The organism is Paenibacillus prosopidis, from assembly GCF_003337375.1.
GTDB lineage: Bacteria > Bacillota > Bacilli > Paenibacillales > Paenibacillaceae > Pristimantibacillus > Pristimantibacillus prosopidis.
In genome coordinates, this window is the sequence record NZ_QPJD01000014.1 from 161,131 (window position 1) to 187,383 (window position 26,253).

28 protein-coding genes and 1 other annotated feature are annotated in these 26,253 nt (G+C 45.2%); of the genes, 22 read left to right on the forward strand and 6 right to left on the reverse strand.

Features of this window, described 5'->3' with window-relative positions:
- Window positions 1–72 precede the first annotated feature (72 nt).
- Window positions 73–327, forward strand: a binding site (T-box leader).
- Between the two features lie 42 nt (window positions 328–369).
- From DFP97_RS21500 to bioC, 12 genes are all read left to right on the forward strand, one after another.
- A complete protein-coding gene (locus DFP97_RS21500) occupies window positions 370–1,371 on the forward strand; it encodes a tryptophan--tRNA ligase (protein ID WP_114382244.1) in 1,002 nt (333 codons plus the stop codon).
- 98 nt (window positions 1,372–1,469) lie between these two features.
- Window positions 1,470–1,949, forward strand: a complete 480-nt coding sequence (gene greA / locus DFP97_RS21505; RefSeq protein WP_114382245.1) for a transcription elongation factor GreA — start codon at window positions 1,470–1,472, stop codon at window positions 1,947–1,949.
- 103 nt (window positions 1,950–2,052) lie between these two features.
- Window positions 2,053–2,715, forward strand: a complete 663-nt coding sequence (locus DFP97_RS21510) for a glycosyltransferase (RefSeq protein WP_114382246.1) — start codon at window positions 2,053–2,055, stop codon at window positions 2,713–2,715.
- Window positions 2,716–3,200: 485 nt separating this feature from the next.
- Complete coding sequence (locus tag DFP97_RS21515; protein WP_114382247.1) at window positions 3,201–4,244, forward strand: hypothetical protein; 1,044 nt, start codon at window positions 3,201–3,203, stop codon at window positions 4,242–4,244.
- 82 nt (window positions 4,245–4,326) lie between these two features.
- Window positions 4,327–4,869: a hypothetical protein gene (locus tag DFP97_RS21520; RefSeq protein ID WP_114382248.1), complete on the forward strand. Its 543-nt coding sequence runs from the start codon at window positions 4,327–4,329 to the stop codon at window positions 4,867–4,869.
- A gap of 342 nt (window positions 4,870–5,211) precedes the next feature.
- Window positions 5,212–5,403, forward strand: a complete 192-nt coding sequence (locus tag DFP97_RS32325; protein WP_425453551.1) for a DUF6199 family natural product biosynthesis protein — start codon at window positions 5,212–5,214, stop codon at window positions 5,401–5,403.
- Window positions 5,404–5,909: 506 nt separating this feature from the next.
- Window positions 5,910–7,238: an adenosylmethionine--8-amino-7-oxononanoate transaminase gene (gene bioA / locus DFP97_RS21530; RefSeq protein WP_114382274.1), complete on the forward strand. Its 1,329-nt coding sequence runs from the start codon at window positions 5,910–5,912 to the stop codon at window positions 7,236–7,238.
- A 5-nt stretch (window positions 7,239–7,243) separates the two neighbouring features.
- A complete protein-coding gene (gene bioD / locus DFP97_RS21535; RefSeq protein ID WP_245976497.1) occupies window positions 7,244–7,984 on the forward strand; it encodes a dethiobiotin synthase in 741 nt (246 codons plus the stop codon).
- Window positions 7,985–7,989: 5 nt separating this feature from the next.
- Entirely contained in the window at window positions 7,990–8,988 is a 999-nt protein-coding gene (gene bioB, locus DFP97_RS21540; protein WP_114382251.1) for a biotin synthase BioB, read from the forward strand.
- Window positions 8,989–9,007: 19 nt separating this feature from the next.
- On the forward strand, window positions 9,008–10,186 hold the full coding sequence (gene bioF, locus DFP97_RS21545; RefSeq protein ID WP_114382275.1) for an 8-amino-7-oxononanoate synthase: 1,179 nt from the start codon (window positions 9,008–9,010) through the stop codon (window positions 10,184–10,186).
- Entirely contained in the window at window positions 10,183–10,944 is a 762-nt protein-coding gene (locus DFP97_RS21550; RefSeq protein WP_245976498.1) for an alpha/beta hydrolase, read from the forward strand. The genes bioF and DFP97_RS21550 overlap by 4 nt, the downstream gene beginning before the upstream one ends.
- Window positions 10,928–11,764: a malonyl-ACP O-methyltransferase BioC gene (bioC, locus tag DFP97_RS21555; RefSeq protein WP_114382252.1), complete on the forward strand. Its 837-nt coding sequence runs from the start codon at window positions 10,928–10,930 to the stop codon at window positions 11,762–11,764. Before DFP97_RS21550 ends, bioC begins: the two co-directional genes overlap by 17 nt.
- A 91-nt stretch (window positions 11,765–11,855) precedes the next feature.
- Here bioC and DFP97_RS21560 read toward each other — a convergent pair whose 3' ends face one another.
- Window positions 11,856–12,128: a hypothetical protein gene (locus DFP97_RS21560; RefSeq protein WP_147275079.1), complete on the reverse strand. Its 273-nt coding sequence runs from the start codon at window positions 12,126–12,128 to the stop codon at window positions 11,856–11,858.
- A 329-nt stretch (window positions 12,129–12,457) separates the two neighbouring features.
- Here DFP97_RS21560 and DFP97_RS21565 point away from each other — a divergent pair, with 329 nt between their 5' ends.
- The 6 genes from DFP97_RS21565 (at window position 12,458) to DFP97_RS31670 (ending at window position 16,641) form a co-directional block, all read left to right on the forward strand.
- On the forward strand, window positions 12,458–13,654 hold the full coding sequence (locus DFP97_RS21565; protein WP_114382254.1) for a ParM/StbA family protein: 1,197 nt from the start codon (window positions 12,458–12,460) through the stop codon (window positions 13,652–13,654).
- A gap of 47 nt (window positions 13,655–13,701) precedes the next feature.
- The gene (locus DFP97_RS21570; RefSeq protein ID WP_114382255.1) at window positions 13,702–14,085 is read left to right on the forward strand and encodes a hypothetical protein; all 384 of its coding nucleotides are present in this window, start codon (window positions 13,702–13,704) and stop codon (window positions 14,083–14,085) included.
- A 311-nt stretch (window positions 14,086–14,396) separates the two neighbouring features.
- Window positions 14,397–15,404: a GGDEF domain-containing protein gene (locus DFP97_RS21575; protein ID WP_181873617.1), complete on the forward strand. Its 1,008-nt coding sequence runs from the start codon at window positions 14,397–14,399 to the stop codon at window positions 15,402–15,404.
- Window positions 15,405–15,428: 24 nt separating this feature from the next.
- Window positions 15,429–15,758, forward strand: coding sequence for an MGMT family protein (locus DFP97_RS21580; protein ID WP_114382257.1), 330 nt, complete (start codon window positions 15,429–15,431; stop codon window positions 15,756–15,758).
- An 80-nt stretch (window positions 15,759–15,838) separates the two neighbouring features.
- Window positions 15,839–16,297 (forward strand): hypothetical protein, encoded by a 459-nt coding sequence (locus DFP97_RS21585; protein WP_114382258.1) that lies wholly within the window; start codon window positions 15,839–15,841, stop codon window positions 16,295–16,297.
- Window positions 16,298–16,326: 29 nt separating this feature from the next.
- Window positions 16,327–16,641, forward strand: a complete 315-nt coding sequence (locus tag DFP97_RS31670) for a hypothetical protein (RefSeq protein WP_245976499.1) — start codon at window positions 16,327–16,329, stop codon at window positions 16,639–16,641.
- 13 nt (window positions 16,642–16,654) lie between these two features.
- Here DFP97_RS31670 and DFP97_RS21595 read toward each other — a convergent pair whose 3' ends face one another.
- The 3 genes from DFP97_RS21595 to DFP97_RS21605 form a co-directional block, all read right to left on the reverse strand.
- Window positions 16,655–16,981 carry a DUF3892 domain-containing protein gene (locus DFP97_RS21595; protein WP_114382259.1) on the reverse strand — a complete coding sequence of 109 codons (327 nt, stop codon included), beginning with the start codon at window positions 16,979–16,981 and terminating at the stop codon, window positions 16,655–16,657.
- A gap of 63 nt (window positions 16,982–17,044) precedes the next feature.
- A complete protein-coding gene (locus DFP97_RS21600; RefSeq protein WP_181873618.1) occupies window positions 17,045–19,276 on the reverse strand; it encodes a GDYXXLXY domain-containing protein in 2,232 nt (743 codons plus the stop codon).
- Window positions 19,277–19,402: 126 nt separating this feature from the next.
- Window positions 19,403–20,716 carry an MATE family efflux transporter gene (locus tag DFP97_RS21605; protein WP_342773300.1) on the reverse strand — a complete coding sequence of 438 codons (1,314 nt, stop codon included), beginning with the start codon at window positions 20,714–20,716 and terminating at the stop codon, window positions 19,403–19,405.
- Between the two features lie 149 nt (window positions 20,717–20,865).
- On the opposite strand from DFP97_RS21605, the gene DFP97_RS21610 reads away from it, so the two are divergent.
- Both DFP97_RS21610 and DFP97_RS21615 read left to right on the forward strand, forming a co-directional pair.
- Window positions 20,866–22,311 (forward strand): DEAD/DEAH box helicase, encoded by a 1,446-nt coding sequence (locus tag DFP97_RS21610; RefSeq protein WP_114382260.1) that lies wholly within the window; start codon window positions 20,866–20,868, stop codon window positions 22,309–22,311.
- A gap of 234 nt (window positions 22,312–22,545) precedes the next feature.
- Complete coding sequence (locus DFP97_RS21615; protein ID WP_114382261.1) at window positions 22,546–22,758, forward strand: alpha/beta-type small acid-soluble spore protein; 213 nt, start codon at window positions 22,546–22,548, stop codon at window positions 22,756–22,758.
- Between the two features lie 361 nt (window positions 22,759–23,119).
- Here DFP97_RS21615 and DFP97_RS21620 read toward each other — a convergent pair whose 3' ends face one another.
- Window positions 23,120–23,806: a class I SAM-dependent methyltransferase gene (locus tag DFP97_RS21620; RefSeq protein ID WP_114382262.1), complete on the reverse strand. Its 687-nt coding sequence runs from the start codon at window positions 23,804–23,806 to the stop codon at window positions 23,120–23,122.
- Window positions 23,807–24,042: 236 nt separating this feature from the next.
- On the opposite strand from DFP97_RS21620, the gene DFP97_RS21625 reads away from it, so the two are divergent.
- The gene (locus DFP97_RS21625; protein WP_114382263.1) at window positions 24,043–24,405 is read left to right on the forward strand and encodes a VOC family protein; all 363 of its coding nucleotides are present in this window, start codon (window positions 24,043–24,045) and stop codon (window positions 24,403–24,405) included.
- Window positions 24,406–24,419: 14 nt separating this feature from the next.
- On the forward strand, window positions 24,420–25,049 hold the full coding sequence (locus DFP97_RS21630) for a fumarylacetoacetate hydrolase family protein (RefSeq protein ID WP_245976501.1): 630 nt from the start codon (window positions 24,420–24,422) through the stop codon (window positions 25,047–25,049).
- Window positions 25,050–25,064: 15 nt separating this feature from the next.
- On the opposite strand, the gene DFP97_RS21635 is transcribed toward DFP97_RS21630, so the two are convergent.
- Window positions 25,065–26,054, reverse strand: a complete 990-nt coding sequence (locus DFP97_RS21635) for a BadF/BadG/BcrA/BcrD ATPase family protein (protein WP_245976502.1) — start codon at window positions 26,052–26,054, stop codon at window positions 25,065–25,067.
- Window positions 26,055–26,253: the final 199 nt, after the last annotated feature.

The window sequence follows — 26,253 nt, forward strand, 5'->3', positions numbered from 1 at the left end:
TGCAAGGGAATAACTTGAGTATTTGACTTTCCTCCATTTGTGTTGTAAAAATGTAGTAATAAAATAAAAAACAATTTTGCGATGATGAAGAGAGTACGCATAGTAAATACTCCAGAGAGCTGATGGTTGGTGCGAATCAGTGTAGAGATTATGCCGAAGTGGGCTTCTGAGCATCCAAACCGAAAAATAAGATTGAGTAGGCTTTGGCGAAAGTCTCGTCGTTACAAGAGACACGTATTCAAACATCATGTATGTTTCGATACGCTAAGTGAGTCCGTTTAATGCGGGCTAATTAAGGTGGTACCACGGGGTTTTCTCGTCCTTTCTAGGATGAGAGCCCCTTTTTTATGTATCATGAGGAGGGAGAACATGAATAAAGAAATCGTACTAACGGGAATTAAGCCCACGGGGAAAGTCCATGTTGGGAATTACATTGCAGCAATAAAACCCGCTCTCCAAATCGCAATAGTCAGTGATTGTACAGCACTTTATTTTATTGCTGATTATCATGGACTAACATTCATTCAGGACAAAGAGGAATATAATCATTTATCATACGGTATTGCTGCGACGTGGCTTGCTATGGGGCTTGACCCAGAGAGGGTGATTTTTTATAGACAATCGGATGTGCCTGAAATATTCGAACTTAATTGGATACTTTCATGCCTGACCCCAAAAGGATTAATGAACCGTGCCCATGCTTATAAAGCAATTCTTGATAAAAATGAACAATTGGGAGTGGATATGGATTCAGGGGTTAATATGGGGTTGTACACATACCCGATTTTGATGGCAGCGGATATATTGTTATTTCAATCCGATAAAGTTCCAGTGGGAAAAGACCAAATTCAGCATGTAGAGATAGCAAGAGATATTGCAGAAGGATTCAACAGAAATTTTGGGGATACCTTCAAGTTGCCGAAATATGTAGTTGATGAATATACCGCTGTAATCCCTGGACTTGACGGTAGAAAAATGAGTAAGAGTTATAATAATACGATTCCGCTTTTTGAATCAACTGAGGATCTTAAAAAGTTAATTAATAAAATGAAAACTGATTCTACACCTCCAAACGAACCGAGAGATCCTGACACATCTAACGTATTCTTATTGTATAAGGAATTCGCGACTCCTGAACAAATCCAAGAGTTAAGGAATAAATATCTAAACGGCATTAGTTGGGGAGAGGCAAAGCAGGAACTGTTTCAGGTCATGAATGATTATTTGGAGGAACCACGCAAAAAATACAATGAATTAATGGGAGAACCAGAACAAATTGATCATATTCTGTTTGAAGGTGCTAAAAAGGCAAGGGCTATGGCTGCACCTATTCTTGAGAAGGTCAAAACTAAGATTGGGCGTTATAGGTAAAATAAAGTAAGAATACATGCGGTAATGGCTTTTGCATTTCGCATGTTTGCAGGTTATAGGTTAAAATGGATGTAACAAAGCAAATAGGAGCTGTATATATGTCGAAAGATGAAGTTATTTTAACCAAAGAGGGCTTGGCTAAATTAGAAGCTGAACTGGATGATCTTAAATATGTGAAGCGCAGAGAATTAGCCGCCCGCATTAAACTGGCTATTAGTTTTGGCGATTTGAAGGAAAATAGCGAGTATCATTCCGCCAAGGAAGATCAGGCCTTCATGGAAACAAGAATTCTTACCATCGAAAGAATGTTAAAGAAGGCGCGTGTCGTCGATTCCGATCAATTAGATGTATCGAAAGTCAACATTGGATCTGTTGTCATACTCAATGACATTGAATTTTCCGAGAAAATCGAATATCAGATTGTCGGGACGGAAGAGGCGGATGTCGCCGAAAATAAAATATCCTATGAAAGTCCTTTGGGCAAGGAGCTTATCGGTAAAAAAGTAGGCAGCATTATCAGTGTTAACGCTCCTATGGGTGTCATTAAATACGAGCTGCTTGAAATAAGAGCCATGTAGACGATATATAAACTTAAAAGGATCTCCGTCGTGTATGAAATGAATTGATTTGTCCAAAATATAACAGATTGGTTATTTCATGCATGAAAAGGAGAATACATTAATGAAAAGCAAGCTTTTCAAGTTAGGTTTGTTGGGTATCGCTCTTACTCTTATAATGAGCTTGGCTCCAATGAGGGCCGTTGCTGCAGAAAATGATCACAATCACACGCATGAGCAATGCTTGAGTCCATCCATGGTACAGTTAAAGGGCGATATGAGAAAGCTCTGGATCGATCATGTGATATGGACGAGAAGTTACATCGTAAGCAATCTTGCAGGCTTGCTGGATCAGGAGCAGGTGCTGGCAAGGCTGTTGAAGAACCAGAAGGATATTGGAAATGCAATAAAGCCGTATTATGGGGAGGCAGCTGGCAATAAGCTGACCGAGCTGTTAACGGACCATATCGTCATTGCCGGGAAAATAGTAAATGCAGCAAAGAGCGGGAACCAGGCGGACTTGGAAAAATTCAATAAAGCATGGTACAAAAACGCCGATGATATTGCTAAATTTCTTAGCAGCGCCAACCCAAACTGGACGCATAAGCAATTAAAGGAACAGTTGGACATCCATTTGCAGTTACTTGCAGACGATGTCGCGGCAAGGCTCGCAAAAAATTGGGAAGCCGATATTATGGTGTTCGATAAAGCGGAGAACCACATTATTATGCTGGCAGACATCCTTACGGATGGAATAGTCAAGCAATTCCCTGACCGGTTTAAATGAATACTGTAGAAGAAAAGAACCTCAAATCCAATTTATGGGTTCACTTTAGAGGTAAAAAATTTAAATTGACATGTAAAATGGCGTGCAAATTGACAACCAATTTGATACGCCATTTTTATTGTTATAAGTTACCTTTTATAATCTGATTATCAGTCAAATCTATGATGTCGTAAAATTCGAGGATTTTATCTTTAAAAAAATGGATATACATTCAATGGAAAATCATGTATTATGATTTTGTTGCAAAAAACTGGAAGAAATGAAATATTGAGAATACCGAGGAAAATATATGGAATAATTCAACTGCTACTAGTTCACTTTGTACTGTCTACTGATAACAACCTTTAGCCTAGCTTCTTTACCATGTAGAGATGTAGTCCATCTATGACTATAACATAGAGAGACTAATAGGCCAATTAGATTGAATCGTCTGGCCAACGTTCAATATATTATAATATGAAAAATAAGAGAGGATGAAGATTAACTTGATCAAAAAATTTTCAATCTTAATTCTGTCACTTGCAATGGTCTTATCTTTTGGATTTTCCACGTCAGCTGCACCTAAAAATCAAAAAGAAAATACGGCAGCTCAGGAAAAAGCTAATAAAGAAGTTGAGGTAAAGAAAGCAGAAATTCAAGAAGTAATGAGACAATTGTCTGAATACAGAACTAGGAAACTTCTGAACGCACGGAAGCAGGATGGAAGTTTGGGGACACAAAATGATATTAGCAGTAATTTAGTCGATGATAGATATGAGATGGAACTTGAAGCTAAGTTGAATGCTCTTGGCGTCAAAAAACTTACACAAAGTGAAGCTGAGGCTATTTACTCTCAGTCAAATAGCGATGAAGTTAGCGCTATGGTTACCGTGCCGAATTCTAATGCTAATGTTAAATGGTATGAGATAAGATATTCGCATTACAAAAATAATCAAAGTTACGACTTGCAGGATTTATATGCACAGGGTATTGGTTATAATACCAACCTATCTGTGGCACGCGACGGGGCAACACTCTATACTAATAAACAAATTGCGATAAATAACTTAAAAGAGGTTGGTAGTATTTACGTAGAAAAATTTGTTGGTGCCGCATTCAGCTTAGTTCCGTTGGTAGGTTGGGCTCCATGGGAATTATTCTTTCAAGACAACACTAATGTCACCAATAATAGCCACGTAATTTCTTACGGTAGTCTATCGACTATTTGCTTTACATATGTAAAGCTAGCTGGTAAAGATGATAGTTGGCAAAAATTATCCTTCGTCTCAAATACTTTCTCCATTGCTGCAGGGCATACTTTACGAGGTATTAAGAATGGTCTACCATTTACTCATTCGAAGGATACCAATAACACGGTATACGCAGAAAATTATTCTAGCGGATATAAAGCTGTGGATTCATACCTTAATACCTCCACCCAGAGAAGTTCATTTGCTCGTTACTTTAGGTTCTATAATCATGATAAAACAGCAAATATAACCGCGTATGTCCTTAACCCGTCAGTCCCTACACAAATTACGATTAATTGAATATACGTCAAGTTCATTTGCAATGTTTCGGAGTTCTCTTCGAAACATTGCTTTCCCATTTCAAGGATCAAAGGAGGTTAATATGAAGAGAAGATTAATAGGGGTATCCATCGTTATTGCAGTTTTGATTGGCGTAGTTGTTTGGTACCAGTTTAATACAAGTATTTCTTCAGTTCTTAAAAGACAAGGGTTCACAGCAAATGATATTATAACTGTTGAGGGTTATTCTTCGGACGCAGAGCATATAACTAAAATAATACTCTTAGCAAACAGAGATAAATTAGGAATTGTTGGCCTTACGAAACAAGGATTCGGTAAATGGATAATTCAGCCTATGACATCAGTCATCGATAACCCTACTAATGGTGAATATTCTACTTCAGCTATGTCCATTATGAAAAACCATGGTGAAAACTTTTATAATGAGAAACATGTGTTTGTCGCAACATATTTAGATAATAAAAGTGAGCCCTTTATTGTTGGCAACTCAGATTTTTATCTAAATGTCGATTATTTTACTGTGAACGGAAAACTATTATTATTTGCTCATGCAATTGCCGGGAAAAGTTTGGAGAGATTTGGAGCAGACGACGTAATTTTTTATTTAAATAAGCAATTTCAGTGATATAGGACACATTGCCATATTTTTGAAAATTACTTGCTTTCATCACTATCTTTTTAAGTTTTCTTCTGATATTAACTACTGAACCATAACGCCTCAATAACTCGGCATCTAATGTAATTCATTATTCGAAAGTACTGAACCCTTGCACAAAGAGTTCTTTCTGCATAGTCATATATCTGCCGTTTTTCAGGAATTTTATTGTATAAATTATAATGAAGAAAACCACAGTCTGTGGTTTTCTTCATTTATCCTAAAATTCGAAAGTGAAGTCTCATAATCGTAAAGGAATTGCTGTAATAAATATAAATTTGACGTAGGGGGCATCGGATATCAATGATTTTAATGAGTGTTATTCTTATAATCGGAGGTTTATTGATGATTTTTAAGACCTCAGTATTTTGGAAAATAACAGAACGTTGGACATCAAAGGACGGTACTGAGCCCTCAGATCTTTATATTTGGAATACACGCTTTGGTGGCATAATGTGTACTCTTGTAGGCTGTGCAAATTTATTTATTTATTTTATTTTGTAATTCGTAAAACATCAGAGAACGTTCTTTGCTAAAGGAAAAATAATGTTGTAATACAAGTCTATTTCTTTTTGGGATATCGACCAGTACGGAATCTCTGAATATTACACAATGAATGTTGAAGAAGGCGCGGGTCGTGATTCGGATCAATTAGATGTATCGCAAAGATTGCAAAAATTGGGGAGCTGATATTATCGCTTTCGATCAAGGGGAGGACCATTATTATGCTAGCCGACACCCTTACGGAAGGAATAGTCAAGCAATTCCAGGACCGGTTTAAATGAATGCGATAGTTGAAAACTAATCATGTCAGGTAAAGGACCTCATATCCAATGAGGTTCTTTTTTTATGTTCGTGAAATTATTAGCTGATTTATTTACAGGGAGATCTTGGTCTGCTAGAATAGCTACAACTAATTGTTAACCTATTAAGAATTATTTTGGTTAACATATCACAAAAAAGACCGGAGGGGGAACTTCGTGACTTTGCGTTCAGAACGACTTGCTGCCATGAACAAAGCGCATGTGTGGCATCCTTTCACGCAGATGAAAGACTATAACAGCTCCGACCCGCTCATCATCGAACGAGGCGAAGGCATCATGCTCTATGACATCCAGGGGCGTGCTTATTATGACGGCTTCTCGTCGGTTTGGCTTAATGTTCATGGGCACAATGTACCGGAGCTTAATCAGGCGATTACAGACCAGTTGACGCGTGTCGCGCACTCCACTCTGCTCGGAATGGCCAACGTGCCGGCCATCGAGCTTGCTGAGAAGCTTGTACGAATTGCTCCTGAAGGATTACATAAGGTATTTTATTCCGATGCCGGGGCAACCGGCGTTGAGATTGCTTTGAAAATGGCTTTTCAATATTGGCATAACCAGGGCGTGCGCGGCAAAACATCGTTCATTACCATGAAACAGGCGTACCACGGTGACACAATTGGAGCTGTTAGCGTAGGCGCGATTCCGCTGTATCATGAGATATTTCGCCCTATGCTGTTTCCCTCGCATGTCATTCCGTATCCTAATGCCTATCGTCAAGGAGGCGCAGCGGTTGCGATGGAAGAAACGCTGTCCGGCTTGCGGCTTCTGCTCGAGACGAGAGCCGATGAGATTGCGGCTCTTATTGTGGAACCGATCGTTCAGGGGGCAAGCGGCATCATGGTCATGCCTCCGGGATGCTTAAGCGAAATGGCTGCGCTGTGCCGCAAGCACGGTGTACTGCTCATCGCTGATGAGGTGGCCACCGGGTTCGGCCGGACGGGCGCTATGTTTGCTTGCGATCATGAAGAGGTTTCACCTGATCTTATGGTCATTGGAAAAGGGCTTACCGGCGGCTACTTGCCTGTGGCTGCGACGCTTGCCACGGATCAGGTATACAACGCCTTTTATGCGGATTATGAGGAGCAGAAAACGTTCTTCCACGGCCATTCCTACACGGGCAATCCTCTTGGCTGCGCCGTTGCTTTGCGCAGTTTGGAGTTGTTTGAAGAGCGAAACATCGTGGAAGGCGTGAAGGTGAAAGCGTCATTTGTAGAACAGAAGCTGAAATCGCTAATAGATAGGCCGCACGTCGGCGATATCCGGCAAAAGGGGCTTATGGTGGGTATCGAGCTTGTACGAGATAAGGTGTCGCGCGAGCCATACGATTGGACGGAACGAATCGGCGTTCGCACGAGCCTGCGGGCGAGAGAGCTTGGCATGCTGACGAGGCCGCTTGGGAACGTTATCGTCTTCATTCCCCCGCTCGTGAGCACGGAGGCTGAGCTTGACGCAATGACCGATATTTTGGCCGATGCCATCATTAGCGTGACCGAGAATGGTTGGGGTGCATGAATAGGATGACAGCCGAAACGGCCTTTCGTGGAATATTCGTTACGGGTACGGATACCGGTGTCGGGAAGACGGTTGTGACCGCTGCAATCGTCGCTGCGCTTCGGGACGAGGGGCAGCATGTCGGTGTCTGGAAGCCGGTGCAATCAGGCGGGTCACTTGGAAGCGGGATGACGGATGCCGAACGTTTGCTGCAGAGTACGGGTATAGAGGAGCAGCCCGAGACGGTAGCATCATTTACATTCACAGAACCGCTTACACCGATGCTCGCCGCCAAGCAGGCTGGTGTGAAGCTGACGTTGGAAGGAATATTAGCGGCAGGCGAACCGCTGATGAAACGTTATGATGCCTTGTTTGTTGAAGGCGCAGGGGGCGTCGCCGTTCCTCTAACCGATGACGCCATGGTGGCGGACTTGATTGCGGAGCTTCGTTTACCAGCTCTAATCGTGGCCAGGTCCGGGCTCGGTACGATTAATCATACTCTATTGACCGTGTCCATGCTTCGGCAACGTAATATACCGATCATAGGCATTGTCATGAACGAGGGTGAGCTGTCAGATCAGCAGGACGACCCGAGCATCGCTACGAACGCGGATTTGATCGAACAATACAGCGGTATTAAAGTGCTTGGCCGTTTCCCGCGCATGCATCAAGCAGCCGATACGGAAACGCTAATCCAAGCCGTACGAGAAACGATTGAATTATGGCCTGTTAGACAGGCGCTTGCCGTACATAACATGGGAGGTTGATTAGGATGATAACGATTGCCGCAAATAAGGATTGGCTGTCTCTAGCCCAAAAAGCGCTGAACGGAGAATGTCTAACGTTAGAGGATGGCCTCGCTGTTCTCGAGGCCGACAACGATGAGGTGCTGCCGCTGCTGCAGGCGGTTTATAGGGTGCGGCAGCATTTTTACGGTAAAAAAGTGAAGCTAAACATGATTATCAACGCCAAAAGCGGCCTTTGTCCGGAGGACTGCGGTTACTGCTCACAATCCATTGTGTCGACTGCGCCGGTCAAGAAATACACGCTGCTCGATAAGGATACGTTATTAGCCGGGGCACGTGAAGCGATGGCGCGCAAAGCAGGTACCTATTGCATCGTAGCGGCCGGAAAAGGTCCAACGGATAAAGAGCTTGATCAAGTTGTCGAAGCGGTCAAAGAAATAGCCGATACGATGCCGCTTAAAATATGCGCATGCCTTGGCATTTTGAAGGATGATCAGGCCAAACGGCTTGCGGAAGCCGGCGTACACCGGTACAACCACAATTTGAACACAAGTAAAGCAAACTATCCATCGATTACAACGACTCATACATACGATCAACGGGTGGAAACGGTAGAAAAAGTGAAAACGTACGGCATGTCCCCCTGCTCCGGCGTCATTATCGGAATGGGCGAGACGAACCAGGAAATCGTTGAAATGGCATTCGCGCTAAGAGAGCTTGATGCGGATTCGATTCCAATCAACTTTCTGAACGCCATACCGGGGACGCCTCTGGAAAATGCGGGCCGCACACCGGCCATGAAAGCGCTGAAGGTATTGGCTTTATTCCGGCTAATTTGTCCGTCCAAAGAAATCCGTGTGGCGGGCGGCCGCGAGGTTAATCTCCGTACGCTGCAGCCTCTGTCTCTGTACGCTGCGAATTCAGTTTTTGTAGGTGATTACTTGACGACTCAAGGCCAAGAAGCATTGGCTGATTATCAGATGATTGAAGATTTGGGCTTTGAGATTGAAATGTGTGCCCTATAAGGCGGCGGTATTACCAATGATGAACTGGATGGAGAAAGAACTTGCGGCATTGGCCGAGCAAGCGCTGGAGCGTTCCTTGACCTCCAGCGCTCCGGTTCCGGGGCGTCCCGGTTATGTGATGAGGGGAGAGCGTATGCTGCTCAACTTATCCTCGAATGATTACCTTGGTCTTGTCGGGCATCCCGTCATTATTGAGGCGATGCGTGAGGCTTTGCTCATCGAGGGAGCCGGCTCGGGCGCATCCCGTCTTGTGACCGGCAACCGGTTGCCGTACCGTCATCTCGAAGAAGCGCTAGCCGCTTGGCAGAAAAGCGAGGCAGCGCTTGTTTTCGCCAACGGCTATGCGGCAAACGTGGGTGTCATTCAGGCGCTCGCGGGCCGGGGAGATGTAGTTTTTAGCGATCAGCTCAACCATGCCAGCATAGTGGATGGCATTACATTGAGCCGCGCAGAGCATGCCCGGTACCGCCATAACGATATGGAGCATTTACGCTTGCTGTTAAACAAGCACCGAGATAAACGGCGCAAGCTGATTATAACGGACACTATCTTCTCCATGGACGGCGATTGCGCGCCATTGCATGAATTGGCTGCGCTTAAACAGGAATACGGAGCGATGCTGATGGTGGATGAGGCACATAGCGGAGGCATTTATGGCCCGCGAGGCGAGGGACTTTGCCATAAGCTCGGGCTGTCAGACGAGGTGGATGTCCACATGGGAACGTTCAGCAAATCGTTTGGAGTCTACGGCGCCTATGTCAGCGGCAGCCATACGCTCATTCGATGGCTAATCAATAAAGCGAGGCCGCTCATCTATTCGACAGCGCTGCCTCCTTCTCTCGTAAGCGGCATTTCACAAGCATTAGCTTTGGTACAAGCCGACCAATGGCGCCGTGAACGACTTATTGCGGCAAGCCGGTTGTTTCGGTCCTTGCTTGGCAAGGCCGGATTTGAAGTCGGTTCCGGCGATTCACCTATTGTACCGGTTATCGTCGGCGATAACGATACGGCTCTGCGTTTCAGCAGTGCTCTTGCTGAGGAAGGCATCGCGGCAGTGGCGATTCGTCCTCCTACTGTGCCTGAAGGTACAGCGCGCATCCGCTTTTCCTTGTCAGCCGTCCACACCGATGAAGAGCTGAGTGATGCGGCAGCTTCTATACGAACAATTGGTGTCAAACTGGGAGTGCTGAAATCATGACGATGCCGGGTACGAGCGGCACCATCTTATGGCTTACGGGATGGAGTATGCCCAATTCAGTTTTTGACAAGCTGCAGGCTTTGCTGCCGGAGTTTCATCATGGTTTTATAAATTACAGTGAAGCCGGTTCAATGGTTGAGATGCTTGCCATTACGGAAACGACTGTAAGGGAAGTCCGGGTATCTGCTGGTTCGGATTTTATGGGGCTGCAACGCCCGTTATTGATCGGTGGTTGGTCGCTAGGTGGATTACTCGCGCTGCGGCTCGCTTCAAAAGGGTTTGTGGATGGCCTTATACTGCTAGCTGCAACCGCCCGTTTCACCAGTCCCAAGGAACAGAACGACCGGGGTTGGCCGGATGTCTATGTTCGCCAGATGATCGCAGCACTTAAAAAGGATCGATATGCCGTAGAAAACAATTTCCGGCAAATGCTGTTTACGGACGCGGAATGGAAATCAGGGCTCGGTGAAGTACTACCTCCAATCGGCAGTTGGACAACATCATCACTAATAGCCGGTCTTCAAGTACTGCGCGAGGAGGAGTGTCTGTCCTACCTGCCGGAAATCCATTGTCCGGTTCTTCTTATCCATGGAGCCGAGGATAAGATTTGTCCTTATGGCGCTGCGGAGGAGCTGCTCGCGCAACTGCCGCAAGGGAGGCTCATAACAATCGGGGAATGCGGGCATGTGCCGTTTCTGGGAAGGGAGGAAGGCATAGCCGGGGAAATAAGGAGATGGTGGTATGGATACCAGGATTAACTCGATCCGACGTCAATTTAATCGAAGCGCAGAGGGCTCGTATGATAGCCATGCACTCGTGCAGCGCAGCATGGCAGGCAGGCTTGCAAAGTCACTTCATGGGTGGATGGATGAAAGTGAAGCGGACGGGGGCACCATACTCGAGATTGGCTGCGGCACTGGTATTTTGACCGAACTTTTGCTGAACGGTTGGCCTTGTTCTTCCATTACGGCTCTTGATATTGCCCCGGAAATGATAGAGGCGGCAGAGCAGCGAGTCAGTTCTTTTGGTCAATCGGCCCGTGTTCGCTTTCTGCCTGCCGATGTAGAAACGTGGGCAGCTGAAGCACCACCTGCCTCGTTCAACCTCATCGTCTCCAACGCCTGCTTTCAATGGCTCCGAAATCCGAAGGAAACGCTAGGGTTCCTGCGACGTCTGCTCCGCCCTGGAGGTATGCTGGCGTTCACGACTTTCGGGCCGGATACGTTCAGCGAGCTGCATGAGTCATTTGCTGAAGCTTACCGTGCCGGCGGGATGGAGCCGCAGCGGCACGGCCTTTCTTTTCAACCGTCAGCCCAGTGGCAAATTATGCTTAGAGAAGCAGGCTTCCGCAGCATACATTTCGATCGTTCTATCGAACAGGAAAGGCATGCTTCTGTAAGGGATTTTCTGCTTTCGGTCAAAGCGGTTGGAGCAAGCACATCGGAGGCAGCATCGCGCGGACTCGGTTCCCGGCGATTGTTTGCCGAGATGTTTAAGAAGTACGAGGATAAGTTCAGTATTCCTGGAGGCGTCGCCGCTTCTTATGAGGTTATATTGATACAAGCAATTAGTGATTAAGAAAAATGATCGGTTCATCCCCTGTCACTATAATTAAAAAAGACAACAAATATTGGCTTCAGAGCTTCCAAAGTAGAGCTAGACATTAGCTCTATTTTAGTTTGTCAATTTTCTTCTCAGCTACATTGAATAATATTCTTACAAATAGAATACCGATAATCATGAAAACAAGAACAACCCCAAAAGTATGCAAAGCCGGATTTGTCGAGGCAGTTTTCCAAAACATTGGTAAAACGCCAATGCTCGCATCACTTCCCAAATAAACAACAACCCAAATTTGATAAATTTTCGCTATTATGTAACCCAAAACCAAACCTATAAGTCCGCCTAAATAATAATAAGGATGGCTCTTTTTTTCCATCATGCACCTTCTTTCTGACTTGTTGAGAAAGTCTATTCCGTATGTACATCTGTGCATGCCAAAAGAAAACGGTTATAAAGTATTTTAACCGCTTAGTAAACTTTTTGAAAGATTCTTACTAGCATATTCCGACATGTTTATGAGAAAACATTAACCCAATTCTGGGTCTGTAGCGGGATGCAGGCTAACACTTCGTATGGCAAAGTAATACTAAGAGTTACATTTTTAATGTGCTTATGCTAACGAAGCAAGTTTTGCACCCCACAAAACTTAAGCATAAGCTTACGAAGCAAGTTTTGAACCCCACAAAACTTTTGAGGAGGAAGGCTATTATGAATTTTCATTTTTTTGTAGGCAACGATAACGGAAACAGTGAACACGACCTGATTATTGACGGTAAATTGATCCAGCAGCCGAATGTCAATTGTACGGTGGACGAGCTCCCATGGAGCGAAGAGCAGTCACCGGAAAGCTTTATCAAAAACCTTCAGGACCAATTGGTCGTAACGATCGATTCGCCGGCAGCAAGGCCAGGCATGTATTATGTCGGCAAATTTGCTCTTGAAAGCGGAGAAATTTTAGATAACCTGCAGATCGGAATCGATTTGAAGAGCGATATGGATTTACCGGTTATAAATACATTGGCTCAAATTGCGGCTATTGCTGTACAGAAGGCATACGAGGAAGAGAAGAAGATACCGGATCACATCGATGTGGAAGTAGATATGGCGACTGCTCTGCCGGTCACGCAGCATACGGACGAAACGTCGGCGAAGTTCGAGAAACGGTTTACAACGGGCTCCCATCATGTGACGGTTCATTTAGGTATTTTGCGTGTGGCAGTGAAAATCGTGTTTCCATATGCAAAAGTGGTGCCGGAAGCGACACCCGTCATTTTCACGCTTCAGAAGGACGGCGACGGTAATTGGAGAGAAGGGGAAATCTTTAAGGAATTCCTTGAGTCCTATGGCATCGAGAAGAAATTCAACGGCAGTTATTTTAAGGAGAAACGAATTCTCCATGTCGATATCGGGGACGGCTCAACTGAGTATCCCATTACGGAAGGCAATAAATTTTTGCGGCAATTTGTGCATGGCAGCCATCATGGAGCGGGATATGCAATCGAGGAAGCACTGGATGAATTTAATCGCCTGATTCACTTGCCTGACAGTCCACGGCAATTTTTCAGCGACGTCATTAAAAATCCTAAGCACAAATATTACGCCCGGGCGCTCAAGACGTTGAAAAGGCCGCTCGAGAGCCAAGTGAGGCAAATTATTCAAAACGTGAAGCGCCAGCTTACAAAAGCCCGCAATGAAATTGACCTGATCTGCGTATACGGAGGAGGAAGTATCCTTATGCGTTCGGTATTATATCCGCAGCTGAAGGAATTATGCGCTGAGCGGGAAATGCAGCTGTTGTATATACCGGCTGACTATGCGGTGCAATTAAATGCGATGGGACTGGATGCCTTTGTGCGCGGCAAAATTTACGAGGCTCTTAAAAATAAAGCGGTACAGCCTGCTTAAGAGAGCATGCTTTCGCGCAATCTAAGGAATTCCGGTAGGTGATTCGAATGAAAAAGACAAAGCAGCCCGGTGATAATATTAGTTTGAAAACGAAAAAAACAGAGGATCCGTTAGTGATGCAATGGCTTAATTCACAAACCAATCTCATGGATTCTCTTCGTTATCTAATCGAAAGAGAGATTGTTCAGAACGGCGTGCGAAATTTGCAGGTGTTTGTCCCGGTCGAAAGGAGCGTATTGCAAGGTTCTGCGGCGATGCCGCAAGAAATCGCATACGTTCCCCACGCTGTAGGGAATCATGAATCGGCGGCAGCTGTGGAGGATACAACGGGAAGTCGGGATGATCAGCAGCCCGGGCGGCAGCCCGAGCTTGAGCCGGAACCGCCCACAGAAGAAGAGATCGACGATGATGATATTGAGGCGTGGATTTAGTGAAGGATCATCTGCATGTTTCGGTAAGACTAAGTAATACTCGGTAATACTTAATAATACAAAACACTACCGAACATCACTTGATGATGCCTGGTGGTGTTTTGTTATATCGAGTGTTGCATAATCATATGGCGGTACTTCGATTAATAGTGACAAGTCATGTATTTCCTTATACCATATAGCTATAACAGACTCCACGAAGAGGTGCATGAGAGATAAACCAGCAGAAGGCTTTTCATTATGAAAGCGCTGTAAATTTTATTGTGGTTATCATTTGTTGGGTGATGATCTTCATCCTATCCGCGGGTTTTATGATTGAATATTTTAAAGGAACCCGTGCCCTCAGCTTCGTACTCCCGATCTTATCGGTTGGTTTTTTTTCTGTTGCGCTGGGAACTGTATTCTTCCTAAAAAATCCGTTAACCCGGTGCGTGAGATACGCAGCCTTTAGCGGCTTCTTTATCATGTACTTGTTTACATTGCTGACGTCAACGACTTCGGTTACATTTACGTTTGTTTTTCCATTGGCAACGCTATTTTGTATGTATCTTGATCGTTGGTTTATGACCATTGTATGTTCTTGCGTATTTACACTGAACGGGGTATACATTGCAGCAAAGCTCAGCTCCGTAGAAAAGCTGGAAATAGGAGAAGCGGCATACAACCAATTTACAACGACCATGTTAATTCATAGCTTTGTTTTACTGCTCTTTATGTCCAGTCTCATAGCCGTCGTATATGTGTTCAACCGTTTGAAGAAAGCGATGGACCATAAAATCCAGGAAGCCATTGATGCCAGATTAACGGAACAAAAGCTGTTTGCTCAAGCGACTATTGACGGGTTAACGGGTGCATACAATCGCAGACACTTCGTGGACAAAGTCCGGGAGCAGCTAAATGATACAAGCGCTGCTACCTCGCTGCTGCTTCTGGATATCGATGATTTTAAGCAGGTTAACGATGAGCACGGTCATTTAGCGGGAGATCAGGTGCTGATTGAATTTTCGAGCATAGTGAAGCAAGTTTATGCTGGTCAAGGAATTGCGGGAAGAGTGGGCGGCGAAGAATTTGCAGTATTTTTATTAGATAAAAGCGAAGAAGAGAGTCAAGCGATTGCCGAACGATTGCGGGAAACGATAGAAAACAGCAAAGTGAGGTTGAATGAGGAGAAGGAAATTACCGTCACAGTAAGCGGTGGAATCGCTTATACGAAGAGCAACGGCATGACGTTTGAAGAGTTGTACCAACAGGCAGATAAGGCTCTATATACATCGAAGAAAAACGGAAAAAACAAAATCACGTTAGCCGAATCTCTCTAAAACGGCAGTGAAAGGAGGAACCGGATGCAGCCGTTTACGCGGAGGGTTATTGATATTATCAAGCAAATACCTGAGGGCTATGTGATGACCTACGGGCAAATTGCAGAGCTGGCTGGAAGCCCGAGAGGGGCGAGGCAGGTCGTGAGGATTTTGCATTCTTTAAGCGGCATTCACAACCTTCCTTGGCACAGAGTGGTGAATGCCAAAGGGGAAATTGCGCTTCAGGACGAGGAATCCCGGTTTATGCAGATACTCTACTTAAACAATGAAGGCATTGAAACGACTAAAGACGGGCGGATCGACCTGGGGAAATACCGATTTCATCCAATGATCCAAGGCGAGGATTTCTTATAAATTTTTAATAAAGCCTTAATTGAAACCCTATATTCGAACCTTTATGATTGTAGAGAACAATCGGAAGGGAGTGTATTAATATGACAACTGAAACATCACCAAGCAGCATACGCAATTTTACCGTATCCACCGAAATATTTTTTAAGCCTGGCTTAGATATTTATTCACAGATGATCTATATAGTGTTAAGCTCATGCACCGCAGATTCTGCTTCTCTAACGCTATCCGAGGTAGCCGGTAAAGGCCGGATGACGCCTAAGCAGGCCGTTAAAGCGATGCAATCGCTAGTGGATCAACAGCTCATCCCTCATAAATTGTTCCGCAAAATGATCGGGGAGTTCCAGGACGACCGCTTATCTTGGGCCGCCAAAGGACTACTCACCTATTGCAAGGAGCATAAGGAGATTACGATTGCCGAGCTGCTTATGCTCTCCGATCAGTCTGGAGAGGACGAGCACAGCATTCGAAAAGCATTATCCGAGCTCTACAGAAACGGTTATTTGGAAGAGTATCCTGAGCTGGGCAAGCTCGCTAATTGAGAAAATATCAGAACAGCGGCAGCTTGGACTTGAAAGTAAAGTCCTGCCGCTGTTTTATTGCTCTCGTTCTTCGTTCCGCTGGTTTTACATTAGGCGGATACGCCGAAAGTAATCCTGCAGAGACCGGGAAAGCGGCGCGGGAAGCGTTAAGCATGCTGGCAAGAAAAGAGATTCATGCTGAGATTCACGGCGTGTATCCTCTGGAAAAAGCGGCAGAAGCTCTTACACTTTTGGAACAAAAAACACTGTCGGCAAACTGGTTTTGCAAGTATAAGCCCGAAGAAAAAAGAGAGCCTCACACTGAGAACTCTCTTCTTTTACTCACGACGGGATTTCTACATTGAATATGAATCAAAATCAAAAAGCGGGAAGGTTATCTAAATTGTTCCCGTCATATCCGTCCGGTTCACTGCGAAGGATATCGCGACCGTATTTGTGGAATACATCCACATGCGCCAATTTTCCACTTTTCGCTTCGTTTAAAGCAGTTACATAATCGAGTTCTCTACCGGATTCCGTTTTAATCGCAATGATGTCGCCGTCTTCATTTTTTCGAACCGCTACAATTTGTTCTTTACCCGGCTCCGTTCTAATTTCTTGAGCTGCTCGTTGTTGACCCTCTTGGCGGTATTGGTTATAAATTTCATCGAAGTTTGAATTATTATTTGAATTGATGTTTGGCATAAGATATACACCTCCGCGCTATATGATTCCCTATTGGCTGAATGTGCATACAAGTTCTCGCTGTTATTCGTTACTCAATCGTTCCAGCAGCGCATCTCCGTCTTCGCTAACTTTTATATAAGCAAAGCGTGCATTACGTTCAACTTCGGTTCCGGTGCCCTCAGGGACAAAGTAGGTCTCAATGCCGTAGTAGATGGAGTTCCAACCGCTTAACTTTCCATTGATGACAATCTCTTTATCGGTTAGTGCTTCTCCGTTCTTGTACAGGCGATCAAAGATGTATACCCCTCTCTGATCCGGACGAAGCACGACCTTAATCTTGCTCAAGCTCCGTCGTGATTCCAACTCATTTGCAATGGAGTCTGGCGGAGTGGAAATACTGTAATTAAGGGTCACATAATCGCCTTGCAATAAGGATCTCGGATCGAGCGGTTCAATCTCAAGCTTGATCGATGTTCCGTTTGAAAGTAAGGATTCGCTTGCGGCTGCATGATACCCGACATAACCCAGCTGCAGCACGACTACGATTGCAATTAAAAGAGGTCTTTTGCGCATCAGACCATATTGCTTGATCGTTTTGTCAGATTCACTCGCGCCTGTTCGATAGGCATAGACATATGTGACCGCTATAGCAATCATGCCCAGAAGGGCGAGGGTAATCGACTTGTGCAATAGTGTCCACAGCAAATCATAATATTTGAAGGCTATGAAGATGAACCAGAATACTAAGCTAATGGCGGCCTCCAGCGCTTGGTTGCGGCGAACGAACACAAACACCAGAATGGTTACAAAGATAAAGTTGAGCAAGTTAAACGCTTCATAGGAATAAGGGAAAAAATCATCCAAGAACGTTAACCATAACAGGAACAGCAAGGTGAAAAACAGACCGTTTTCCCTTACATACTGTCTCATCAAACTTTCCCGCAGCAGGAAGTGTGAGGCATAGATGACAGCATTCAGCGCCCCCAATATAAATAGAATGAATGACTCGGCATTACGTACCGATTCGAACAGCTGGAACAAAATAATCGCGATGTTCAGATTAAAAAGCGCATACGTAAAAAAATGCTGCGCTCGGCCTTTTAAACGAAACCAACCGGCGACCGTTAAGATCAGGAACAATAGAGACAAGCTAACCATGTCTATCCATACAATAGAGATCATCCCTGCCGCGTATCCGATCGTGAGCACCGTGTAACGAATAACCGCATTTACGCGAGGCAGCAAAATTACGGGAATGACGAACAAGAGCGATAAGGCGTACAGCGTATGCTGGGGCTCGATATCCCCCGAAGCCATGAACACTAAGCCGGTTAAAGAGATGCTTCCGATCAAAACGCCGATTACCGTGACGATGGTGGATACGATTTTGCCCACAATAACGCTCTTCTGTTTGCCTTGGTGCTCATGGGCAGCCTCTTCCTCAGTAGCGGATTCAGTGCCAAGCTTGTTCAGGTAACGAAAGAACAGCACGTTTCCCGTCAGCAATAGAGCAACGAAAACGAGTCCAAATACGAAGAATAAAGTTGAAGCATGCCTTGATGCAAGCTCGATAAACTTAACTACGGCAAAGGCGGATGCGGCAAGCGCATTGAGAGTGAGCATCGTTTTGTTCAGACGTACATGAGTAAAATAATAAAATCCGATGGCAAGGGCGGCAACGATCGGGATATTCATCCAAACGCCGTAGTCCTCATACTCGAATGAGTTTGATAAGACGAGCAAGGCAACATGGAAAATGATAAAGCTTACAATCTTCAGCGGTATCGACATTAAACGATTCGTTTCCGTGAGGAAGAATAGAAGGAGATTAAGTAAAGCGAACATGCCGCCAATGAGCATGATCCGCTCATCGCTATGAGCGAAATACATCGATGATGGAAAGAAGTATAACCATAATGTTAGATGTACTAGTGCATAGGCCAATAGATAGAACGGATTATATCGGGTAATCCAGGCGAGCAGCAGTGCCGGGATTGACCATACGAGAAATAGCTCATAGTTATCCGCGTGCGAGTTATAGGTTTGATTAAGCAGAGCAACCGCGGCGCCAAAGGAGATGCAGCCCCCCACGAGAAAGATGGCAGAAAGAAACGAATGATGGCCGAGCATGATTTTCATTTTGGAAAATGCATAGGACACGCCATAGAATAGAACGACAATTCCTGCGGAAGCGAGAATTTTGTCGGCGCGCCCAAGTCCGTTCCAGTTGGCGGCAAAGAAATAAATAATGGCTGCGAGCAGCAGGGAGACGCCCATCAGAAAGCCGACTCGGGTAACATTTAAACGGAGCATTGCACTCACTTGCCTTTCGTATAGGTATGTCTGTATTATAATAACCCGTACAAAAGGCAACTAGTACTCACTTTTTGTAGTACCGTTCTTGGAGAGTTACAGGACTAGAGGAAAGGAGCGAATACCCTATTTCAACTGTTTCTTGAATCTCCAGCTTAAATATATAGAACGAAGCGTTAAGTCAATGGCATTGGCCAGCCACACGCCCGCGATGCCCATTCCGAGCTTCAGGCCCAGCACATACACAAAAGTGGTGCGGACGAGCCAAATGCCGACGGCCGTGCTGTACATGGGGCTTTTGGTATCCCCTATGCCTTGCAAAGCTCCCGCAAGAACCAGACTGACCGCTAGAAAAGGCTGGGCAAAAGCATCAATCCCAAGAGCCGTCCGGACCATGCCGACGATTGCTTGGTCGTCAGTGAACCAAGTAGCTGCTATAGGAGAGAATATAAAAAATATAATGCCGACGGTAGTCATGAATACGGCAGCAATCCATGCGGTTAACACGCCATACTCATAAGCATCGCGTTTCCGGTTAGCGCCGAAATGCTGGCCGACCAGCGTGGTAGCAGCAACGCCGAGCCCGTAACCGGGAAGATAGGAGAGAGAAATGATATTTCCGCCAATCAGATGGGCGGCATAGACGTCGGTGCCGATTTTAATGATGAGACCCATGTAGAACAATTGTCCAAGCCGCATGATAAGCCGTTCGGCAGCCGCAGGGCTTGAGATTTTGAGCAGCGGGACAACATATTCGCTAGAGGAACGGCCTCTACGCAAGGAAAAAGACAGCTCAGACCTGCTTATGTATCCGAACAATGCGGCAGCTCCTATCATTCTAGAAATAGTGGTTGCCCATGCCGCACCGGCAATTCCCCAGCCGCCCCACTCTCCCGCGCCAAAGATCAGTATGTAATCCAAGCCGATATGGATTACATTGATCCAGATACCGACCATCATTGGTGATCGGCTATCCCCTGCAGAACGCAACACACTCCCGAAAATGGTCATCAGCGAGAGAAACAGGGAAGGAACGGCCGAAATTTGAAAGTAAATAACAGCATCAGCTAAAATATCCGGTTCTGTACCCATGAGAAGCAGCAGCGGCTCGGCAAAAATAAGCGTAATCATTCCGATTAAAAGTCCTGCTGCGGCGGAAACCCAGGTTGATTGCTTGGCAATTGCTTTCGCTTTACCGATTTCACCTGCTCCCACGGATCGGGCTATAAGCGATGAGGTGCCGATGCCGAGAGCGGTGAATACCGCAATATAAACCGCGATGATGGCATTGACCATCCCTACTGCCGTAACCTCGTGCAGCCCGATTTTGGATACGAAGAGAGTGTCTACGAATCCAACCATAGTCAATAAAAAGTTCTCAATCATCGTTGGGACGGCAAGCTTTAAGATAACTTTTATTTTCTCTTTTCTATTCATCATAATGCTTATGATTATATCCCCCTGTGGATAATGTTACAATCTAAGCTGAGGATATCCAATATCAGGTATAATGGTTGGTGTATACGATTAAAGTATCGGGGAAACGTTTATCAATAAATAAACGAATATGACGCAGAAGAGGTTTATAAATGAGTGAAAAGACTTTTAAAGATTATGCATTAAGTGATGAAATCGTAAGAGCATTGGAAAGCCTTGCCTATGAAACGCCAACCGAGGTTCAACGCGAGGTCATACCTGTTGCTCTTGAGAAGAAGGATCTTGTCGTAAAATCGCAAACCGGCAGCGGCAAAACCGCAGCCTATGGTATCCCGTTATGCGAATTGGTGGATTGGAACGAGAATAAGCCGCAAGCGTTAATCCTTACACCGACCAGAGAGCTTGCCGTTCAAGTGAATGAGGACATTACCAATATTGGACGATTCAAAAGGATCAAAGCGACTGCTGTATATGGCAAGCATCCTTTCCACATCCAGAAGGCAGAGCTAAAGCAAAGAACCCATATCGTGGTTGGTACGCCCGGCCGTGTGCTGGATCATATAGAGAAAGGGACGCTGGCTCTGCAGCGTATACAGTTCGTTGTAATCGATGAAGCGGATGAAATGCTCAATATGGGCTTTATTGAGCAAGTGCAGGCGATTATTCAACAGCTTCCGAGCGAGCGAGTGACGATGCTATTTTCCGCTACGTTCCCAGAAGATGTCGCTAACTTATCCCGTAAGTATATGGACGAGCCTGTACATATCGAGATTAAGGCTGCCGGTCTCACGACCGCTGCAATCGAACATTCTCTTATTGAAGTGAAGGAAGCGAATAAGTTTGCTTTGCTTCAGGATGTGACCATCATTGAAAACCCGGATAGCTGCATCATCTTCTGTAGGACGCAGGAGCATGTCGATCAGGTGTTCAGGCAGTTAGCCGAGCTCGAATATCCTTGTGACCGCATTCACGGGGGCATGGAGCAGGATGAGCGGTTTGAAGTGATGAATGCTTTTCGGAGAGGGCAATTCCGCTATCTAGTGGCGACGGATGTAGCCGCTCGAGGCATTGACATTACGAATATAACGCATGTGATCAACTATGATATTCCGTTAGAGAAGGAGAGCTACGTACATCGTACCGGCCGAACGGGCCGGGCTGGCAACGCGGGGAAAGCCATTACGTTCGTAACACCTCATGACGGCAGACGGTTAGCTGATATTGAAGCGTATATCGGGTTCGCGATCCCTAGAGCATCCGCCCCGTCCGCAGAGGATGTTGAAGAACGGAGAGACGAATTTGAGCAAAAGATCAACGTGGGACCGGTCCTCAAAAAAGATAAGCGCGAGCAATTAAATAAACAAATCATGAAGCTGTATTTTAACGGCGGCAAGAAGAAGAAGCTCCGCGCAGTCGATTTTGTCGGGACAATCGCTAAGCTGGAAGGTGTAACCGCGGACGATATCGGCATTATTACGATACAGGATAACGTCTCGTACGTTGAAATTTTGAACGGAAAAGGGCCGCATGTGCTGAACATCATAAAGAATACGACGATTAAGGGCAAGCAGCTGAAGGTTCATAAGGCGAATAGATAGCGGCTACGGAAGCGGGACAATCTGCTTATCCCCATGTGGATATCTTTTTTTGTATTTCGGATAGAAAATCGCATGAATGTTTTGTTATTTTGGGCTGTTTTATACACATATCCATACTGTGGGTGTGGATGGTGCTAGTATAATAAAAATTTTCGAAATTTCTCCAAAAGTTGATGTATAAATATCAAAACATTCCACAAAATAACTTCACATCCAACTAAGGAGTGAACATATATGAGCAGAAGAAGTTTAGTTGTTCCGCAGGCACAGGCAGCACTTGACCAAATGAAATACGAAGTAGCACAACAGTTTGGAATTCAATGGTCTCCAGATGGTTACAATGGGAATATGACTACTCGCGATGCAGGTACTATTGGTGGAAACATCACAAGAACTTTAATTCAAATTGCAGAACAGTCCCTTGGCGCAGGAGCAAGAAGATTCTAATTTTAAATAAGAACAAATAGCCCTCCACAGCCTCTAAAGAGACTGGGAGGGCTATTTTAATCCATGTCGGAGACCGCCGCAATAATGAAAATCGGCAATCACTAATAACAAAGCATTATTAGAGGGAAATCCTCCCGTTTATTTGTCTTCGAAATCATGAGGAATTCTGCTAAATGGAAAACCTCCCTCTAAATCAGCGGTTTTTATAATAATGGACCGAATCTCATTAAATTAACGGGATGTTTTCCATTTATATGGTGATGAAATCGATCAAAATGCACAATTAGCGGGAGGTTTTCCAGTTAGGTCACTATTCGGATATATAGAAAGCCGTAGGGTGATGTTGTCCTAAACGTTGCGTTTACAGCTGCAGCCACCAAACGCCGGCGCATTCGGGCAGATGAATGAGCTTCTGCTCAGCCACTTTGTCTGCCAGATCATCACTGAAGAAAAAACGGGTGAGCTGCTCGCCTTGCTCCACACTGTCGAATTGGTAGTCCGTACGAATCCATTTGTACGAGAAGCCGTATTCCTGCTCCAATGCAGCGTAGTATGGCTTAAGGAAATCAGGCGGTGTCGGCGTTTCAAAGCCTGTACCCATCGTTTCGAAAATAATAACGGTACCGTTAGCGCGAAGCACTCGTTTGATTTCTCTCATGACTTCTTTAATGTTTTGTTCCCAGCCTGGAATATCATCGCTGCCTAAATAACAAATGCTCCAGCCCGAAACGACTAAATCCGCGCTATTATCCTCCAGCGGCAGCTTTCGATGATCCGCCACATGTGTTGTCCAGTTGGTATGACCGGCTTGGCTTAATCTCCTCGCAGTAAGTTGCAGCATGGCATCTGACGCATCGAGCGCAATAACAGATTTTGCTTTTGCTGCAAGTACGGCTGTCAGCCTCCCCGAACCTGCTCCAAGGTCTACAACTTCCAACCCGCTGATTGGCCGCAGCTCATCGATACACTCCATTAGATCCGGCTGCTTCGATATTAATTGATGATAACGATCCGCTTCTTTCTCATAAATGGCGGAATGATCCGGCATGGTTGTTTCCTCCTTATTAGTTTGGAATGAACTTTATCGTAAAGCTTTCCGTTGGGAGAAGGTCAATACTTACAATTATTTAATGCTTGGGCCTCACTCCGTTTGAATACAAGAAATGGATGCTGGATAAAATGAAACGGGCATCGGACCCGAATCATGATGTCGTTTTTTTACAAGATGATCATTGATGCTTTCTGGTAATATGGGCATATGAAACACCGAAGGAGACGATAAATGTGATCAAAAATGTAGCAACTGTCGGAGTATATGTCGAAGACCAGCAAAAGGCGAAGCAGTTCTGGACAAGCAAGGCAGGCTTCGAAGTTGTCGCCGAGCATCCGATGGGGCCTGGCGCTTATTGGCTCGAGGTAGCGCCTCCTCAAGCGCAAACCCGCCTTGTCCTTTATCCGAAATCGATGATGCAGGGACACGAGAGCATGAAAGCCTCCGTAGTGTTTGAATGTGCCGACGTGCTGGCGACGTACGAGCAAATGAAGGCCAACGGCGTTGTTTTTGTCGATGAGCCGAAGCAAATGCAATGGGGCACGTTCGTCCAGTTTAAGGATGAGGACGGCAACGAGTTTTTGATGAAGGGCTAGAGCCTGGCAGCAAAGTGGAGGTGAAATGGGTATGGATATTCAATACTACATGCGGCAAACGCGTAAAATCATCGGTGTCGGTCCGAATTTTAAAGCCTTCCGAGCCGAGAAAGATTACCCATACGGACGATCCTTTCTTATTTTTTAAGTCGCCCGAAAGTTTAACGGCTGAGCGGGATATTTATTTATCGCCGCTTTTGACGGAATTTATTTGCGAGGTGGAGATGGCGGTCATCATCGGTCAAGAAGCCAAAAATGTTTCAGAGCAGGAGGTACCGTCTATCGTTGCCGGATACGCTATTGTCAACGATATTACGGCAAGCGCGCATTTTGACACCGGCCGCTTCAAAATGTTTGATCAGCTGACACCCATTGGTTCTATGACAGATATAGAGGACCCATGCAATGTTGATTTGGAAATGTGGGTGAATGGCTCCCTCATTCAGAAGGATAATACGTCGGAAATGCTTTTTTCGGCACATTGGCTAGTCTCGCATATCTCAAGCATGGCTACGTTACGTAAGGGCGATATTATTTTGACAGGGACTCCAGCTAACCCGTTATCTTGTCAATTCGGTGATGTTATTGAGTTAAGGAGTCCCCAGCTAGGCAATCATAAGCATAGGATTCATCAGGAGCTATGAGCCCATCATAGTTCCTTATTTGTTATTTAGGGAGTGAGCAGTTATACGCAGATTATTGATAATAGCTTCATTAATGGGGATGCTTAGGTTTTTCAGCGCTAATAATACGGAACCTGTAACCGGTGCGAACTGAGGCTTTACAACAGCATAGCGCTTGTTGCTCCCGGCGGCGGTAAGCTGCCCGCTTAATGCCTGGTAGAAATAAGGACTATTGACGACACTGCCGATGAATGTAACCGCGACCTCATCGCTTGTGAAGGAGGAGGCAATAAGCTCAATACCGACCTTCATCTGGTCAATCGCCCGATTACATACCCGCACGGCAACTGAACTTCCATGCTCCGCCGCTTCCGTAAGAAAAGGAGCAAATTCGCCAAATTGTTTATCCCGTTCTCTTCGATCTTCGGTAAATCCCCGTTTGGCTGCTGCGGTAAATTCGTTAATCGATGATACGTTCCAATGCTCCAGCATAAGTCGTATAAGCTTACTGTCCGTTTCGTTTGTATGTCCCGCAAGCGTCTCGTATACGGCATCATACGATATATATCTTGCAGCGCTAGCTGCGTAATGGTGAAAATCATAGTTACGAATATATTGTCCATCCTCTGTGATGCCTGTAATAATAGAGCCGGTTCCCGCAATAACAACGATGCCGGGTTTTGTCATTAATGCACCGGAATGCGCGGATACGGCATCATTCACATGCCATTTCGGACATGTAAGTCCGGGGAGCTCCGTTAAAGGAGCAATCCATTCCAGATCGGAAGGATCGTCGTATCCGGCGATACCAGCTACAAGAGCTTGTGCATGCTCGCATGATCTGTCAGCCATTTGCAGCGCTTCGGCGATCGCTTCATGTACATTTTGAGTAGCCTGCTCATCTTTGTAAATGGAAGCGGAGCCCCGCTCTATGTAAGAGAGCACGTTTCCATCAAGGTCACTGACCATGACGCGCGTATGCGTCCCGCCACCGTCAATTCCGATTACAATCTGTTTCGAATTCACTGGAATCCTCCTTAAAGTTTTTTAGAATGGTCTCGTAAGGCATCCACTCTAACGGCTTCATTTCATTCATTCTACCTCAAAAATCCTAACAATAGTGGTAAATATGGACCTCAGTCAAGAAAGTGGACACTAAATAAGAGCAATTAGCTAATACTTTTTTTGTACAGAGCTTCAAACTGCTCTGGAGATAGGTAACCCA

Coding starts and splice junctions, on each gene's coding strand:
- DFP97_RS21500 (WP_114382244.1), top strand. CDS start 370: ATGAATAAAGAAATCGTACTAACGGGAATTAAGCCCACGGGGAAAGTC.
- greA (WP_114382245.1), top strand. CDS start 1,470: ATGTCGAAAGATGAAGTTATTTTAACCAAAGAGGGCTTGGCTAAATTA.
- DFP97_RS21510 (WP_114382246.1), top strand. CDS start 2,053: ATGAAAAGCAAGCTTTTCAAGTTAGGTTTGTTGGGTATCGCTCTTACT.
- DFP97_RS21520 (WP_114382248.1), top strand. CDS start 4,327: ATGAAGAGAAGATTAATAGGGGTATCCATCGTTATTGCAGTTTTGATT.
- DFP97_RS32325 (WP_425453551.1), top strand. CDS start 5,212: ATGAGTGTTATTCTTATAATCGGAGGTTTATTGATGATTTTTAAGACC.
- bioA (WP_114382274.1), top strand. CDS start 5,910: ATGAACAAAGCGCATGTGTGGCATCCTTTCACGCAGATGAAAGACTAT.
- bioD (WP_245976497.1), top strand. CDS start 7,244: ATGACAGCCGAAACGGCCTTTCGTGGAATATTCGTTACGGGTACGGAT.
- bioB (WP_114382251.1), top strand. CDS start 7,990: ATGATAACGATTGCCGCAAATAAGGATTGGCTGTCTCTAGCCCAAAAA.
- bioF (WP_114382275.1), top strand. CDS start 9,008: ATGAACTGGATGGAGAAAGAACTTGCGGCATTGGCCGAGCAAGCGCTG.
- DFP97_RS21550 (WP_245976498.1), top strand. CDS start 10,183: ATGACGATGCCGGGTACGAGCGGCACCATCTTATGGCTTACGGGATGG.
- bioC (WP_114382252.1), top strand. CDS start 10,928: ATGGATACCAGGATTAACTCGATCCGACGTCAATTTAATCGAAGCGCA.
- DFP97_RS21560 (WP_147275079.1), bottom strand. CDS start 12,128: ATGATGGAAAAAAAGAGCCATCCTTATTATTATTTAGGCGGACTTATA.
- DFP97_RS21565 (WP_114382254.1), top strand. CDS start 12,458: ATGAATTTTCATTTTTTTGTAGGCAACGATAACGGAAACAGTGAACAC.
- DFP97_RS21570 (WP_114382255.1), top strand. CDS start 13,702: ATGAAAAAGACAAAGCAGCCCGGTGATAATATTAGTTTGAAAACGAAA.
- DFP97_RS21575 (WP_181873617.1), top strand. CDS start 14,397: ATGATTGAATATTTTAAAGGAACCCGTGCCCTCAGCTTCGTACTCCCG.
- DFP97_RS21580 (WP_114382257.1), top strand. CDS start 15,429: ATGCAGCCGTTTACGCGGAGGGTTATTGATATTATCAAGCAAATACCT.
- DFP97_RS21585 (WP_114382258.1), top strand. CDS start 15,839: ATGACAACTGAAACATCACCAAGCAGCATACGCAATTTTACCGTATCC.
- DFP97_RS21595 (WP_114382259.1), bottom strand. CDS start 16,981: ATGCCAAACATCAATTCAAATAATAATTCAAACTTCGATGAAATTTAT.
- DFP97_RS21600 (WP_181873618.1), bottom strand. CDS start 19,276: ATGCTCCGTTTAAATGTTACCCGAGTCGGCTTTCTGATGGGCGTCTCC.
- DFP97_RS21605 (WP_342773300.1), bottom strand. CDS start 20,716: ATGATGAATAGAAAAGAGAAAATAAAAGTTATCTTAAAGCTTGCCGTC.
- DFP97_RS21610 (WP_114382260.1), top strand. CDS start 20,866: ATGAGTGAAAAGACTTTTAAAGATTATGCATTAAGTGATGAAATCGTA.
- DFP97_RS21615 (WP_114382261.1), top strand. CDS start 22,546: ATGAGCAGAAGAAGTTTAGTTGTTCCGCAGGCACAGGCAGCACTTGAC.
- DFP97_RS21620 (WP_114382262.1), bottom strand. CDS start 23,806: ATGCCGGATCATTCCGCCATTTATGAGAAAGAAGCGGATCGTTATCAT.